Here is a 13,472-nt window from a genome sequence, read left to right as displayed (position 1 = left end):
GTGGTGGTTACGGCAACCGCGATGACCGTGGTGGGCGTCCGCAGGGTGGCGGTTTCAACCGCGACGACCGTCCGGCCCGTTCGGGTGGTTTCAACCGTGACGACCGTCCGGCCCGCTCCTTCGGTGGCGACCGCGACAACCGTGGCGGTGCCAGTGGTGGTTACGGCAACCGCGATGACCGTGGTGGGCGTCCGCAGGGTGGCGGCTTCAACCGCGACGACCGTCCGGCCCGCTCCTTCGGTGGCGACCGCGACAACCGTGGCGGCGGCTTCAACCGTGACGACCGTGGTGGGCGTCCGCAGGGTGGCGGCTTCAACCGCGATGACCGTCCGGCCCGCTCCTTCGGTGACCGTCCGTCCTTCGGTGACCGTGACAACCGCGGTGGCGGCAGTGCCAGCCGTCCGTTCGCGCGTCGCGACGACCACCGTTCCGGTGGCCGTCCGGCGGGTGGCGCCGGTGGCGCCGGTGGTGGTTACGGCAACCGCGACGACCGTGGCGGCCGTTCCTTCGGCGGTGACCGTGACAACCGCGGTGGCGGCAGCTCCTTCGGTGGCGGCGACCGCAAGCCGCGTTGGAAGAGCTGACGCTCGTTAGTCCCTGATCCGGGCCCGCTCCACTTCGGTGGGGCGGGCCCGTCGGCGTCTGTGCGGAAACCTCTGGTCGGTCCGGCGGGAGTGACGTACCGTCACCGGAATGAGCAGCAGAATGCACCAAGTGGCCGTCGTCAACGAGGAGATCGCCGAGCGCGGGAGCTACCGTTCGCCCGCCGGCTCCCCGGTCGAGGTCGGCGTACTGCTGGCGGCGGCCCGGACCGGGACGGTCTCGTACGCGCCGGGGGACGCCGTGCCGGGCGCGGTGGGCGGGGCGTTCACCGGGCGGGTCGAGGTGACGGCCGAGGGCAGCATGCAGGCCGCGCACCGGTTGTACGAGAGCGCGGGTGTGCGTGCGGGGGCGGGAGGGCGCGTCGGAGTGCTCAACTTCGCGTCCGCGCGCAACCCCGGCGGAGGGTACCTGCGGGGAGCCAAGGCGCAGGAGGAGGACCTCTGCCGCAGCGCGCTGCTGTACCGGTGCCTGCTCGAAGCCCCTGACTACTACGAAGCGCACCGGGCCTCGGCGGACCTCCGGTACAGCCACCGGGTGATCTTCTCCCCGGACGTGCCGGTGATCCGCGACGACCGGGGTGAGCTGCTCGAACGGCCCTACCCCGTCGCGTTCCTGACCTCGCCTGCACCCAACGCGGGCCAGCTGGCACTGCATTCGGAAGGCGCCGGGGTGGACGTCCGGGCGGAGTTGGCGGAGCGTGCCGCGATGGTGCTGGCGGTCGCTTCCGCTCACGGCGTCCGGGAGTTGGTGCTCGGGGCGTGGGGGTGCGGAGTCTTCCGCAACGACCCGGCCCAGGTCGCCGAGGCGTTCGAGCTGGCGCTCGGGGCGTACGGCGCGGGCTTCGAGCGGGTGGTCTTCGCGGTCTGGGACCGCACCCCGGTCTCGGCGAACCGGGCCGCGTTCGAGGCCCGCTTCGGCGGCTGAGGCGCCCGGCCGGGCGCCTGGCGCCTGCCGCGTACGGCCGTCTGCCGCCTACCGCCGCCTGGCGGCGGTGGCGGCGGAGGCGGCCGCCACGACGCCCGTCACGGCGAAGACCGCCGGCCACGCGCCGACCTTCTTCGCGAGCGGGTGCGACCCCCCGAACGCCGCCACGTACAGACCGGTCAGCGCGGCAGCGGTCCCCAGCCCCGCCTGCCGCCGCCACCCCACCGCCGCCGTGGCCCCCGCAGCCGCCAGCACCACACCCCCGAGCTCCCGCCGGCCACTCCAGCGCGCCACGCCGTACCCGCCGACCAGCCCGGCGGCGGCGACCGTTGTGGTGGGGATCTTCGTCATCGTGTGCTCCTGGGGCCGGGGCGGCTGGTTGCAGGTGCTGAGCAGGGGGCTAGCCAGGCTGAGCTGTTCAGCCGTTGGCGGTTTCGTCCGGCTCCGGAGCCGGAGTGCGGCCGAGGGCACGGATGATGCTTCTGCCAACAGCGGCCGCTACCGGCGGAGGAAAGGCGTTTCCGACCTGGCGGTAGCGGGCCGTCTTGCCACCGTCGAACTTCCAGCCCTCGGGGAAGCCCTGGATGATCGCGGCCTGCTCCACTGTGAGCTTCGGACCGTTCTCTGCCAGGAGATCGCGGCCGATGTCCACCGTCTTGTCCTCATCGTTGGCCACGCCGAGGCCGTCGACCCCAAGGGCCTTCCACGCGGCTTTTGCCCTGGTGGGGCCGAGGTCGGCTCCACCATGCTTCTTGGAGCCGCCGACGAGAGTGGGGGCTACGCCCCCCTCGCTGGCCCGCTTGCACCAATCCTGGTACTTCTGCTCCAGCCGCTGGATCTCTTCCTCGTTGGTGCTGTTGCTGATCGCGAGGCGGTACCGGCGTTCCATGGATTCGTTGAGCGCGGCAAACACCGAAAGCTGTTCGGTCTTAGGGGCAGGCCAGACGAACTCGTTGAGGAGGTGATCCTTGTGGATCGCCACCAGGATGGCCCTCGGGCGGAGCTGGGGAACGCCGTAGTCTGCGGCTTCCAGAACCTTCCACCCGCAGATCACGTAGCCGAGGTTCGTGAGCTGGCCCTCGATCTCGTCGCGGTAGCCCTTGAACTTGTGAGCGGGCTCAAGCAGGCCACGGACGTTCTCGATCATTACGGCCTTGGGCTGGAGCTCCGCGACCAGTTCCAGCATCCGTGGGAAGAGGTCACGTTCGTCGTCCTGGCCCAGCTGCTTGCCAGCCACCGAGAAGGGAGGGCAGGGAACGCCGCCAGCAAGCAGGTCAAGCTCATAGGGAGCGAGCTTTCGGACATCCTCGGCCGGGTCGAACGTCTTGACGTCCATGGAGAGAACGCGGGTGCCGTTGTCCCGTTCCCACTGCCATTCGCTGCGGATATCGAGGTTCTTCTTCAGGCTGGCGGCTGCGTGCTGGTCGATCTCAACGAGAGTGAGGTGCTTGAAGCCCGCCCGGTGGAGGCCAGCCGCTTGTCCTCCAGCGCCGGCGCAGATCTCGATCGAGGTCAGCGGCATCTCGCTGGTGGTCATCGGGGTCCTCCTGGGGCTGCTGCATGCTGAAGGTCCAAGTGTCGCAGAGAGCGGACGTCCTCCTGCGATGCACAGCAGGGTATGAGCTCGCTGTGGCTGGATTGTGCCAACAGTCACTGACAATGCCCCACAAGAGTGGTCAGCTTCGCAGCAGGTCGTAGAGCTCCCGTTTGATCTCCTCGCGGGCCACAGCGGGCAGCTGGCGGTACATGCCCCAGGCGCGCTCCGTCGCGCTCACCACCCTGGCGTCGTGGATCATCCAGGCGAGCAGTGTCTGGCGTTCCTTGTTGGGCAGGTCCTTCACCCGGTCCCATACCTGCTGGCGGTCCATCTGGACGCCGGTGAGGTGCCGGACGGGCTCGTTGCAGCGGGCGCACTCCGTCAGCAGGTCCTCGGGGTTCGCCGAACTGCCGGAAATATGCGGATTGATGTGACCCAGAGTGAGCCTGGCGTGAGATCCGGGTTCGTCGGGATACGCCTCGGCGGCTGCCACGCCACACCGGCGGCACATATGACCGTCCCGCTCATATACAAGGCGCCGGGTCTTGGCACTGATCTGCCGCAGGCCGGCGGCCCGGTGCTCCTTCTCCCACACAGGCAGTCCGATCTTCTCCAGGAAGAGCTCGTCGGCCTGCAGGCTCGGCTTGTCCCGGTAGTTGCGGATCTCCCAGCCGGCCGGGCGCAGATCGCGCATCCGCCGGTCTACCTGCTCGGTTCCGGAGATGGCGGAGCGGACCTGCTGCTTCGTGAAGATACCGCCGACGCCGACCTCGTCCCGCAGCCACAGGGCGACACGGATCCGTGCGCCGAGCCGCTCATCCCGCCAGTCCGGTGCTTCCTCGGTGTGCTCCATGACGACACTCCCCACGTATATCGCTCAGGTGACCGACGATTCACCCGTGCGAGCGGATATTCCAACTTGCCGGACCATGCCCCGGCAAGTGACGGCAAGCTTAGTCCCGCTGGCAGGGAAGCCGCACTCGGCTTACGTGGACAGGGGATCACAAGATGCTGGACAGACTCAGTCCGACCCGGCTGGACCAGGCTCCGCAGGCAGCTCATGAGCCGCTTCCATTCCGTTCCCCTCCGGTTTGCGTCGAGGTCTGCGCCGGCGCCGGAGGGCAGTCGCTGGGGCTGGAACGAGCTGGATTCGGTCATGCGGCACTTGTAGAGCTTGACCCTGATGCCTGCGCGACCCTCCGGGACAACCGGCCTGGCTGGCGGGTGGTGGAGGCTGATGTCAGGACAGCCGGACCAGCTCTGCTCCGCGAAGGGGTCCGCGCGGTCGAGCTGCTGGCCGGCGGAGTTCCCTGCCCACCGTTCTCCCTGGCGGGGCAGCAGTTTGGCGCCGCAGACGAACGGGATCTCTTTCCGGCGATGCTGTCGCTGGTCGAGCAGCTCTGCCCTCAGGCCGTAATGATCGAGAACGTGAAAGGGCTGCTGCAGGCCAAGTTCCAGGGGTACCGGGCGCGCGTCACGGAGCGGCTGGCCGCCCTCGGCTACGCAGCCGAGTGGCGATTGCTGCGGGCCTGTGACTTCGGTGTCCCGCAACTCCGCCCCCGTGCGGTACTGGTGGCCCTGCGGCCGGATGCTTTTGACCGCTTCCGATGGCCGGAGCCTGACAGCGCTGGGCGGACAGCCTCGACCGTGGGAGAGGTCCTCTACGAGTCCATGGCGGTCGCGGGCTGGGAACTCGCAGAGGACTGGGCTGTCCGTGCGGACCAGGTCGCCCCGACGCTGTGCGGAGGTTCCCGGAAGCACGGCGGGCCTGACCTGGGACCTTCCCGGGCCCGCCAGGCATGGGCTCGCCTTGGAGTGAACGGGTCCAGCCTTGCTGACAAGGTCCCGCAGCCTGGCGATCAGCTTCCTGTACGGCTGACGGTCGAACAGACAGCACTCCTGCAGGGCTTTCCACCAGAGTGGAGGTTCAGCGGAACGAAGACTGCTCGGTACCGGCAGGTGGGGAACGCCTTCCCGCCGCCGGTAGCTGAGGCGGTGGGCCGCCGGATCGCAGCGGCACTCGCAGCCTCTTCCCGGGGGAGGCCTGACCTCGCGGCGGACCACTACCGGGTGGCGGCCGTATCCAGGTGATCCAGGAAGGCGCGAATGTCGGCCAGATCCATTCCAGCGGTCACTGAGGGTTCTTCCTGCAGGTCAGAGAGCTTCTGTACGGCTGGGTCATCCAGGATGCGGCCCATGAAGTTGAGTTTCTGTTCCAGTCGTTTTGCGACGACTTCGTCGATGGTCTCCTGAGCAGCCAGAACTGTGACCCGGGTCTGCGCATCAGGTGCCAGCCCGAGCCGGTGGATCCGGTCCAGGCTCTGGAGGAACCGGCCGGCCTGGAAGTCACGGTCCACGTAGACGGCGTCATGGCACACCTGGTGAAGGCTTATGCCCTCGCCGAGGGTGGCCGGATTCGAGATGAGAACCGCACAGTCCGGGTCCTCGCGGAAACGATGGAGCTGTTCCGCCCGATCAGGGGTGCCTCCGTGCACCATCGCCGGCTGGAAGTCCTTGAACATCAATTCCAGGGTGGTGAGGCTCCGGACGAAACTGGCCCATACCAGCGTCTTCCGGCCCAGCGCAGCGTTTGCTGAGACGATGCGTAGCGCTTCCGCGTACTTGGGGGAGAGTTCGTAGTCAGGAAGGTCGCGCATGAGGTCATGCAGAGAGCTGCCCTCAGGAATCGCGAGGGGTTCAAGGCGGTAGGACAGCGGCTCGTACTGGCTGGTCCCCTTGGCCAGCAACGCCGGGCTGGTTGCCGCCATCAACATCCTCAGCATCGACTTCCCCAGCGCGTCGAAGTCGGACCGGACGGCCTCACCACGTGCGGACAGGCGGCCAGCCAGCGCGTCATAGACCTCGCGGTGGAGCTCAGGGAGCGGTACGTACCTGATCTTGGTCTCGACCGGGGGCAGACCCAGCTCGTGCTTGGTGGTCCGGGTGTAGAGAGGCCGTAGCACGCTGCTGGCATGGGCAAGATCGCCACCGGCAACAGCTTGGTTGACGACTCGCCTGCCATGACCGGGCCAGACAAAGGACAGCAGGTTCTCAAGATCCTTGACGCCGTTGGGGGCGGGAGTGCCAGTAAGGATGAGGCGACGATGGCTGAGTGGGCCCAGGGCCATGCAGGCAGCCCCGTAGATCCCCTGCGTGCCCAGTTTCATGCGGTGTGCCTCGTCCAGAACGAGCATGGCCGGCGCTGCCTTGAGCCAGCCGGCCAGCCCGGCGAGAGCGCGGTCCAGGCGCTCGTAGTTGACCAGAAGAACCTCCGCACCGGCATCTGGACTGCCGGAAAGCACCGAAGTGCGCAGGGGAATAGTGAAGCAGGTTTCGCTCTCGGCCTCCCAGGTCTCGTAAGCGGACTTCGGACTGACGACCAGCAGACGGCGAACCCGGCCCTGGGCTCGGAGCGCGGCGAAGACGGAGAGGGCAACCCTGGTTTTGCCAGCCCCGGGGACACTGAAATTCGCCCCGTGGCGCAGAGAGAGCAACAGCGCGATGTCGCGAAGCTGGAAGCTTGTCAGATCTGCCTGCCAGTCAGGGCCGAGCAGGGCCAGGACTTCCCCGGGCTGCACCTCTGCTGTGCCGATGCCGCCGTCGGACAACCGCTGTTCCGCTGCTTCGGCGTCGTCCAGGACGCTGCCGACCAGTTGGGCTAGTGACTCCTCCCACTCCACCCCCTCGGGCGCGGGCCAGGTTCCCAGCTCTTCCAGACTGACAAGGAAGTCGTCGAGCGGAATTTCAGCTGAGAGCGGGCCTCTCGTGCCAGCGCTGCCAAAGCGGGCGGCGAGCTGCGCGAGCTCCGCCTGGAAGGCCGGGCCGGCACGTAGTACTGCATTGGTGCGGGTGACATCGAAACTGATCCGCAAAGAGGCTTGTGCCGCCAGTTCCACTACTGCTCCCTATTCCTTCTTCTGGACGGCGTCGATGAGCCAGGTGACACCCTCACCCGGTTCGGCAATGCTGCGCTGCGCTTCCTTGGCAAGTTTGCCGAGACCCTCCCGAAGCTTGAGTACGGCTTCGTCGAACGCCTCCTCGTCGAGACTGCGGGACCCCCGGGCGAGTACAAGATCGGTGATGCACTGCTCGATGTCCTGGCAGGCGTCTGCGAGACGGTCGGGTGCCACCTGCTTGCGCTTCCGGATCCGGGAGTCCCGCCCGGCGGGCTCAAGGGCTGCTTCCATTGCAGCGCGAGCGGTGGCGAACGTGAGCGAAGCCTCCTTGACTTGCTGCGGAGGAAGCTTGTCCCCGGCGGACTCGGCGGCCTTGGCCCGCAGGATTGAGTCAGTGAGCGCCCTAGCTGCTACCACCCTGGGTACAGTCGGCTTAACTGACCGCCCCAAGCCGGGGATTGACACAGAGGCAGGTGCGGGAGCAGGTGCAGTCTTCAACGCCTCGGGCAGACGCTGGTTGAGGTAGCGGTCCTGGAAGTCCTGCTCGATGAGCCGGACATCGGTCTTGGAGAACCCGAGGAGAATGGCTGCCATCCGGGCCTCCTTGATCAGGTCGGCCTGCTCCCTGTTGGCAGCCGCCTCCTTGGCGTACCGGCGGCGCAGTTCCTTGAGCTTCTCCTGGTGGTCTTCGAAGTCGACCAACCGCAGCCGGACACCGCCGACCGAGCTGCGGTCGATCATCTCGCGGACGCAGGTGAGGACCCAGATGTCCTGCTCACAAGCGATCGTCGTGGTCCTGAACTCATGGGCGATGCTTGACAACGGGCGGCCCAGGGAGAGCTGTTCGTCGATAGCCAGCAGTCGGTTGATGTACGAGTAGTCGCGCCTGTGGTCCTTCCGCAGCTGCAGCGAGAGCTCCACCGCACTGATGTCGGCCCACGTAGAGTCGCCAGGCAGGACGGCGACCCGGATGCTCTGCCCGCCGAGTTCCTTCAGCGCGGCCCGGCGGCTGTTGCCGTTGACCAGGATCCCGTCGCGGGTGATCAGCCCGGCGTCGTTCTGGCCGAAGCTCTTGATGCTCTTCTTCAGCTCGTCGAAGTCGGGGTCTGTTTCATCCGGGTTCGACGGTTTGGCCTGCAGGAGGAAATGCAGGTAGTCCTGGCTTTGCGTGCTCCAGGCGTTGGCCTCCAACTCGGCATCCAGAGCCGGGTCGTGACTGCGCTGGGCACGGATACGGTGAGTTTGCGGGTTGTAGTAGAGGTTGTCCGTGGGCATGTGGATCACTTCGATGTTCAGCGGCTCACCACGCCACTCGATCTTCAGTGACTCTCGTACGCCGCCGGCGACTGAAGCCTCTCGCAGCCGCTCTTCGACCAGTTCCTGGTTCTGCGCTGCCAGTGGGGGCCGGCCGTAGTCCGGGCTCATTTTCTGTCGCTCTCCTCTGGGTTTGTCGTGGCCGGTTCCCCGGGACGCTGCTGGCTCATGCTCTGCTGGTCAGGTGGGCGGGCGGAGCCCGCCAGACGCGCTACAGGGTCTCCGGGCCCAGAGCGGCGCGGAAGCGGGCGCGGGACTCCTCCGGGAGTGTGCGGTACTCAGCCCACAGAAGCTCGACCGTACCGAACTCCCGCTCGTCGGCTTCAATCCAGGAGGCGAGCATCCTCCGCTCCATGATTCCGAGCCGGCCGAGAGCGGCCAGCGTCTTCGAGTCATCGGTTTCAACGCCGCGGCCGCCGACCCGGCAGCGCCGGCACTCGGTCACCAGCTCGACAGCCTTGGTCCCGTCGGCATAGCGGACCTCCTTGCGGGCGATGTCGAGCTGAGCTGTTTCGTACGAACCCGCGTACTCCTGACCGGGAGTGATTCCGCAACTGCGGCACAGGTTCCCATCCCTGGACATGACCTCACGCCGACGTGTCGCCGTGAGGACCTGGGCCTCCTTGGACCGGGCCTTGCCAGGCTCCCAGACCGGGACCCCCTGAGCCACGAACCTGCGTTCGCTGTTGTCGAGGCTGCTGTCCTCGCGGTGGGTGTCGATCCGCCAGTCCTGGTCGCGCAGATCCCGCATACGGCGGTCGATCTGGGAGACCTCGGGGAACGCGTCCCTCAGATCGGCCAAGGTGAAGATGTTTCCTTCTTGCACCACAGTCGCCAACCACAGAGCGGCGCGCTTCATCGTGCCCAGCTTGGGGTCTTCCCAGGACGGCAGTGCCATTCGGGTGCGCCTTTCGACTCGTCGGAGGTGAATCCACGCGGGCTGCAGCGTGCCGGCCGCTGAAGCTCCGGCACATCGGACCACCCAGGTGGATTCCTCTCCAGTGAAACCGCCTGGCAGCGCGGACGCCAGGGGGAACGGATCTTCCACGCAAGGTCCGAACAGCAGCTCCTTCTGGATCGCCGTCTGCTAGTCCACACTCGAAAGCCAGCGACGTGAGATGACGACCGGCCGGACAGAGGAGGGGCAGTGCCGAAACTCGGTGATGTCGGCGGGAGGTACCCGGCGGGCAGTACGACTGAGCAGCAGCAGTTCGCGGACGCGCTGTGCCAGGTCTACCGCCGACTGGTCCGTGCCACTCTTGAGGTGAACGGCAGGCGCCTCTTCTCGACAGCTCCTGCACTCAGCGGATACTTCAACGCCAAGCACATTCCCGCGTCCCGGCTGGTCAGGCGCCTCTACGCTGAGGCGGCCCGGGACTCTTCCGGCGAGGAGATGCCCTTCACCCTTTCTGATCTGCTGCACTTCCACGAGCAGGCATCCGTGAGACTGTGCGACCGGTGCAGGGGCGTGCCCGGCCCCCCGGAGTGCGGGAGATGCAAGAGGGCTCTTCCAGCGGCGGGTGGCCAGCAGGGAGGCCCGCCCAAACCCAGGAAGCATCGGTGGAGCCGTCAGGCCGCCCGGCCACGGGAGGCTGTCGCCTTGTCCCTGGAGGACCCAAGCCGGCCGACTGTGTCTTCAGGTCTCCTCGCACCCGTAGTTCTGCCGGTCCCCCCAGAAGGAGGGGACCGGCAGAACTACGGCAGCCCAGCCTTGGCCTGGGCCGGCTTGGAGGACGCCATCCGCCACCTGAACCATGGCAGGAACCGGGATGCCCACCTGGTTCTGACTCAGGCCGGGGGGAAACTCCCCGTGCACAACATTCCGGATCTCGTGACAGCGTGTCACGGCGCAGGTCTGGAGGTCGCTGCTGATGCTGTGTTGCACAGCGCGGCACGGCGCCAGCAGAGCGATGTCCTGCGCATCGTCCGGATGTTCAACGATGCCAAGCAGTACGCCGCATCCGACCTCCTGCTGCAGGTGGCGACCGCTGAATAGCTGTACCGGCTGGCGGACCGATGTGGGTGCTGCCGGGTGCCGGCTTTCAGGAGCTCCGCTCCGGGGGCTCCTGAAAGCCGGCACGGCTGTCTCCGGCGGGTGGATTGCGCAGCCGGTCCACTGCTTCGGTGATCACGGCGGCGCATGCCGCGGGATCCTCATGCTCCCAGAAACGCAGCACAGTCCAGCCGGCATCGGCCAGTTGGGAGTTGGTGTCACTGTCGCGGCTCATGTTGCGCGCGACCTTCTCGGACCAGTAGCCCTGATTGGTCTTTGGAGGCACGTAGTGCTCCGGGCAGCCGTGCCAGTAGCAACCGTCAATGAACACCGCGACTTTGGCCGGACGGAAAACCATGTCGGCAGTGCGGCGCAGACCGGGCAGCGGACGGGCTGCTACCCGGTACCTCAGGCCTAGAGCGTGGACGAGCCGTCGGATGACGAGTTCGGGTTGAGTATCCCTGCTGCGAATCGCCTGCATGTTCTTGCGGTTCGCAGCAGACGATGCCCAGGATCCGTCTGGCGGCTGCCACGTTGTCCCTGAATCCATTCCAGTCTCTTCCAGCGATCGATAGGCCGGGTCAGTTGTCTGCTGCCGGGCCCTGTGCGTCCGGCAGCAGGGGTGCGGTCTCAGGCGGATCGTTATCGTCTGCCAGTACCCAGTCGGCGCTGTCCAGCCTGACGTAAGGCCGGTCGCCGTGTTCCTCCCGCCGCTTGGCAACCCGGAGGCTGATAAATTCGCCCGGCCCTGGGACGGGAGCTCCAAGAGCCCTCGCGATGTCCTGGTGGTTCCTGAATGGGCCGGGAATGATGATTCCCTGCCCTCTGAGAACTGTCCGTGCACGTCCCTTTCCGGTGCGTACCCTGGCCATGTAATCGCTCTGCTGCGCGGCGGTGCGTACGACGCCGCGCCCGATCGGCTTTCCCTGCACCAGCCCGAAGAGAGCGTTCACCCGGGCCTGCCCCTTCTGCTTCCCCTCGATGAGGATCCTGTCCCGGAGGCCGGGCTCTAGGTGCAGTAGGACATTCTCCGGCAGGGAGGCGTCGAACCAGAGCGGAGTTATTCTGGCGAGGCTTGAGGCCTTCAGCTGGACTTTTCTGTCGCGGTTGGTGCCGCCGCGGAGAAGGTCGGCATGAACGCGGAGCAGGCCGGCGCTCCACCGGCTGAGCTCGTCGTTGGCCCAGACGAGCAGGCAGATGTGTCCTACTGCCTCCGGCGGGATCATCCAGCCGCCAAACTCCTGGGAGAACTTGCAGTCGACGTCGATGCCCTGGATTGAGTAGTCCATTTCGATGCCGTCGGCAAGTGCGAAGTTCCGCCGGAGATTGATTTCCACAATCGTGCCGGCGTGAGTCTTCTCTGTCTTGTAGAGAGATTTCCAGGCGTACCGGCCGGTATGCTCGCCGTCGAGCAGCTGGTCAATGGAGTCCCGGAGGATCCGGCCGACCCGGACCCCTTGCGGGTCCAGATAGAGCAGGTGATCGCGTACCCGGGCGAGTTCCAGATCCGGACCGTCCGGCAGGCTTTCCGGAGAGTCGTTTGCCACCAACGCTTCTTTCCTGTCTCGTAGTCCAGCGTCGGCTTTCATTCTCCCACTTCCCGGCAGCGGCGGATCCTCGCGCGGAGCTGGTGCGGTCATGGTCCTGTCGCGCTGGGTGCTGATGGTCATCGGTGCAAATGGGCGCGCAGCGCCGCGAGTTCCGCGTCCGTCACCCCGTGGGCCCGGAGGTAGCCGGGGACGGAGCCGTGGCTGGTGCGGATGTGGGTGAGGGCGGCGTGGAGGTGGGCGGCCTTGACGGGGTGGGAGAGGTGCTCCTCGCCGTGCTCGTCGATGTAGGGGACGGGGCCGGCGTCGAGGCCGAGGCCGGGGTTGGAGCGGAGGAAGTCGGCGGTGATGTCGGCGTCGGGGGCACCGGCGAGGGACTGGATGACGGCGATGGTGAGACCGGTGCGGTCCTTGCCGACGGCGCAGTGGATCAGGGCGGGGAGGGCGTCGGGGGCGGCGAGCCGGCGGACGGTGTCGGCGATGGCCGGGGCGCCGGTGTCGGGCATGAAGAGGTACATCTCGGCCTGGTCGGTGGGCCAGGTGAGGCCGCCGGCCGCGCGGTCGGGCAGGACGGGATGGTGGAGCAGCCGGTGGTCGAGGCCGTGGAGCCGGTCCGGGTGGACGGCGAGTTCGGTGCTGGTGCGCAGGTCGATGACGGTGCGGATGCCGAGCCGGCCCAGGTGGTCGGCGCCGGCGGCGGTCAACTCGGCCAGGTGGCCTGAGCGGTAGAGCCGGCCGGGGCGTATCGCGCCGATGGCGGCGTCGCGGAGGTTCCGCACCCCGGGGACGGAGAGGGAGGTGGACGGTGCGTCGAACGCGCGCTCGGTCATGTCCGTCACGGTAGCGCGCCGCCCCCGGGAGGCCACGCGGATCGGGTGAAGTCGCGGGCCGGAGTTCAGCGCCCGCCGGCGAGGTCGACGAAAGCGCCGGTGGTGTAGGAGGAGGCGGGGGAGAGCAGGAACAGGATGGTCTCGGCGACCTCTTCCGGCAGCCCGCCGCGCCCCATCGGCAGCAGCGGCCCGACCCGGTCGACCCGGCCGGGTTCGCCGCCCAGGGCGTGGATGCCGGTGTGGATCAGCCCCGGGCGGACGGTGTTGACGCGGATCCCCTCGGCGGCGACCTCCAGGGCCAGGCCGGTGGTCATGCTGTCCAGCGCCCCCTTGGACGCGGCGTAGTCGACGTACTCGTTCGGCGAGCCGAGCCGGGCGGCGGCCGAGGAGACGTTCACGATCGCGCCGCCCGCGCCGCCGTACCGGGTGGACATCCGGCGCACGGCCGCCCCCGCGCAGAGGAACGGCCCGGTGATGTTGGCCGCCCAGATCCGGGCGAGCCGCTCCTCGTCCAACTCGTCCAGCCGGCACTGCTTCTCCAGCGTGCCCGCGTTGTTGACCAGCGCCGTGAGCGGGCCGAGCTCCTCGTCGACGGCCCGGAAGAGCCGCTCCACCTCGCTGCTCCGGCTGACGTCCGCCCGGACGGCGACGGCGGTGCCGCCCGCCGCCCGGATGCCGTCGACGACCTCGGCCGCCACGGCCTCGTCGGTACGGAAGTTGACGCACACCCGGTAGCCGCGGCCGGCCGCGAGCCGGGCGGTGGCCGCGCCGATGCCACGGCTGCCACCGGTGATCAGGACAACGTCGTCAGTCATACCGCCAGACGCT

13 protein-coding genes and 1 pseudogene are annotated in these 13,472 nt (G+C 67.7%); 4 read left to right on the top strand and 10 right to left on the bottom strand.

What is annotated here, in order from left to right; genetic code table 11:
- Both ABD330_RS32470 and ABD330_RS10665 read left to right on the top strand, forming a co-directional pair.
- Positions 1 to 584 (top strand): annotated as a pseudogene (locus ABD330_RS32470) (DEAD/DEAH box helicase); the annotation flags it as partial.
- 109 nt (positions 585 to 693) lie between these two features.
- Positions 694 to 1,527, top strand: a complete 834-nt coding sequence (locus tag ABD330_RS10665) for a TIGR02452 family protein (protein ID WP_344463350.1) — start codon at positions 694 to 696, stop codon at positions 1,525 to 1,527.
- A gap of 48 nt (positions 1,528 to 1,575) precedes the next feature.
- Here the strand turns inward: ABD330_RS10665 and ABD330_RS10660 are convergent, their stop codons facing one another.
- The 3 genes from ABD330_RS10660 to ABD330_RS10650 form a co-directional block, all read right to left on the bottom strand.
- The gene (locus ABD330_RS10660; protein ID WP_344463348.1) at positions 1,576 to 1,878 is read right to left on the bottom strand and encodes a hypothetical protein; all 303 of its coding nucleotides are present in this window, start codon (positions 1,876 to 1,878) and stop codon (positions 1,576 to 1,578) included.
- A 67-nt stretch (positions 1,879 to 1,945) separates the two neighbouring features.
- Complete coding sequence (locus ABD330_RS10655) at positions 1,946 to 3,064, bottom strand: DNA cytosine methyltransferase (RefSeq protein ID WP_344463346.1); 1,119 nt, start codon at positions 3,062 to 3,064, stop codon at positions 1,946 to 1,948.
- Positions 3,065 to 3,203: 139 nt separating this feature from the next.
- Positions 3,204 to 3,917 carry an HNH endonuclease gene (locus ABD330_RS10650; RefSeq protein ID WP_344463344.1) on the bottom strand — a complete coding sequence of 238 codons (714 nt, stop codon included), beginning with the start codon at positions 3,915 to 3,917 and terminating at the stop codon, positions 3,204 to 3,206.
- Positions 3,918 to 4,099: 182 nt separating this feature from the next.
- Between ABD330_RS10650 and ABD330_RS10645 the strand changes: the two genes are divergently transcribed.
- Positions 4,100 to 5,155 (top strand): DNA cytosine methyltransferase, encoded by a 1,056-nt coding sequence (locus tag ABD330_RS10645; protein WP_344463481.1) that lies wholly within the window; start codon positions 4,100 to 4,102, stop codon positions 5,153 to 5,155.
- Here ABD330_RS10645 and ABD330_RS10640 read toward each other — a convergent pair.
- From ABD330_RS10640 to ABD330_RS10630, 3 genes are all read right to left on the bottom strand, one after another.
- Positions 5,128 to 6,954: a DEAD/DEAH box helicase gene (locus ABD330_RS10640; protein ID WP_425555498.1), complete on the bottom strand. Its 1,827-nt coding sequence runs from the start codon at positions 6,952 to 6,954 to the stop codon at positions 5,128 to 5,130. The two genes, ABD330_RS10645 and ABD330_RS10640, sit on opposite strands and share 28 nt — an antisense overlap.
- A 15-nt stretch (positions 6,955 to 6,969) precedes the next feature.
- Complete coding sequence (locus ABD330_RS10635) at positions 6,970 to 8,385, bottom strand: transcriptional regulator (protein WP_344463340.1); 1,416 nt, start codon at positions 8,383 to 8,385, stop codon at positions 6,970 to 6,972.
- A gap of 100 nt (positions 8,386 to 8,485) precedes the next feature.
- The gene (locus ABD330_RS10630; protein WP_344463338.1) at positions 8,486 to 9,172 is read right to left on the bottom strand and encodes a hypothetical protein; all 687 of its coding nucleotides are present in this window, start codon (positions 9,170 to 9,172) and stop codon (positions 8,486 to 8,488) included.
- A gap of 249 nt (positions 9,173 to 9,421) precedes the next feature.
- Here ABD330_RS10630 and ABD330_RS10625 point away from each other — a divergent pair, with 249 nt between their 5' ends.
- On the top strand, positions 9,422 to 10,270 hold the full coding sequence (locus ABD330_RS10625) for a hypothetical protein (protein WP_344463336.1): 849 nt from the start codon (positions 9,422 to 9,424) through the stop codon (positions 10,268 to 10,270).
- A gap of 46 nt (positions 10,271 to 10,316) precedes the next feature.
- On the opposite strand, the gene ABD330_RS10620 is transcribed toward ABD330_RS10625, so the two are convergent.
- From ABD330_RS10620 to ABD330_RS10605, 4 genes are all read right to left on the bottom strand, one after another.
- Positions 10,317 to 10,817: a very short patch repair endonuclease gene (locus tag ABD330_RS10620; protein WP_344463334.1), complete on the bottom strand. Its 501-nt coding sequence runs from the start codon at positions 10,815 to 10,817 to the stop codon at positions 10,317 to 10,319.
- A 31-nt stretch (positions 10,818 to 10,848) separates the two neighbouring features.
- Positions 10,849 to 11,937, bottom strand: a complete 1,089-nt coding sequence (locus ABD330_RS10615; protein WP_344463332.1) for a NaeI family type II restriction endonuclease — start codon at positions 11,935 to 11,937, stop codon at positions 10,849 to 10,851.
- The gene (locus ABD330_RS10610) at positions 11,934 to 12,644 is read right to left on the bottom strand and encodes a tyrosine-protein phosphatase (RefSeq protein WP_344463330.1); all 711 of its coding nucleotides are present in this window, start codon (positions 12,642 to 12,644) and stop codon (positions 11,934 to 11,936) included. The genes ABD330_RS10615 and ABD330_RS10610 overlap by 4 nt, the downstream gene beginning before the upstream one ends.
- A gap of 65 nt (positions 12,645 to 12,709) precedes the next feature.
- Positions 12,710 to 13,459 (bottom strand): SDR family oxidoreductase, encoded by a 750-nt coding sequence (locus tag ABD330_RS10605; RefSeq protein WP_344463328.1) that lies wholly within the window; start codon positions 13,457 to 13,459, stop codon positions 12,710 to 12,712.
- Positions 13,460 to 13,472: the final 13 nt, after the last annotated feature.

The sequence above is a fragment of the Kitasatospora kazusensis genome (assembly GCF_039529945.1).
GTDB classification, from domain to species: Bacteria; Actinomycetota; Actinomycetes; order Streptomycetales; family Streptomycetaceae; genus Kitasatospora; species Kitasatospora kazusensis.
This window is presented reverse-complemented; position numbering and strand designations above follow the sequence as displayed.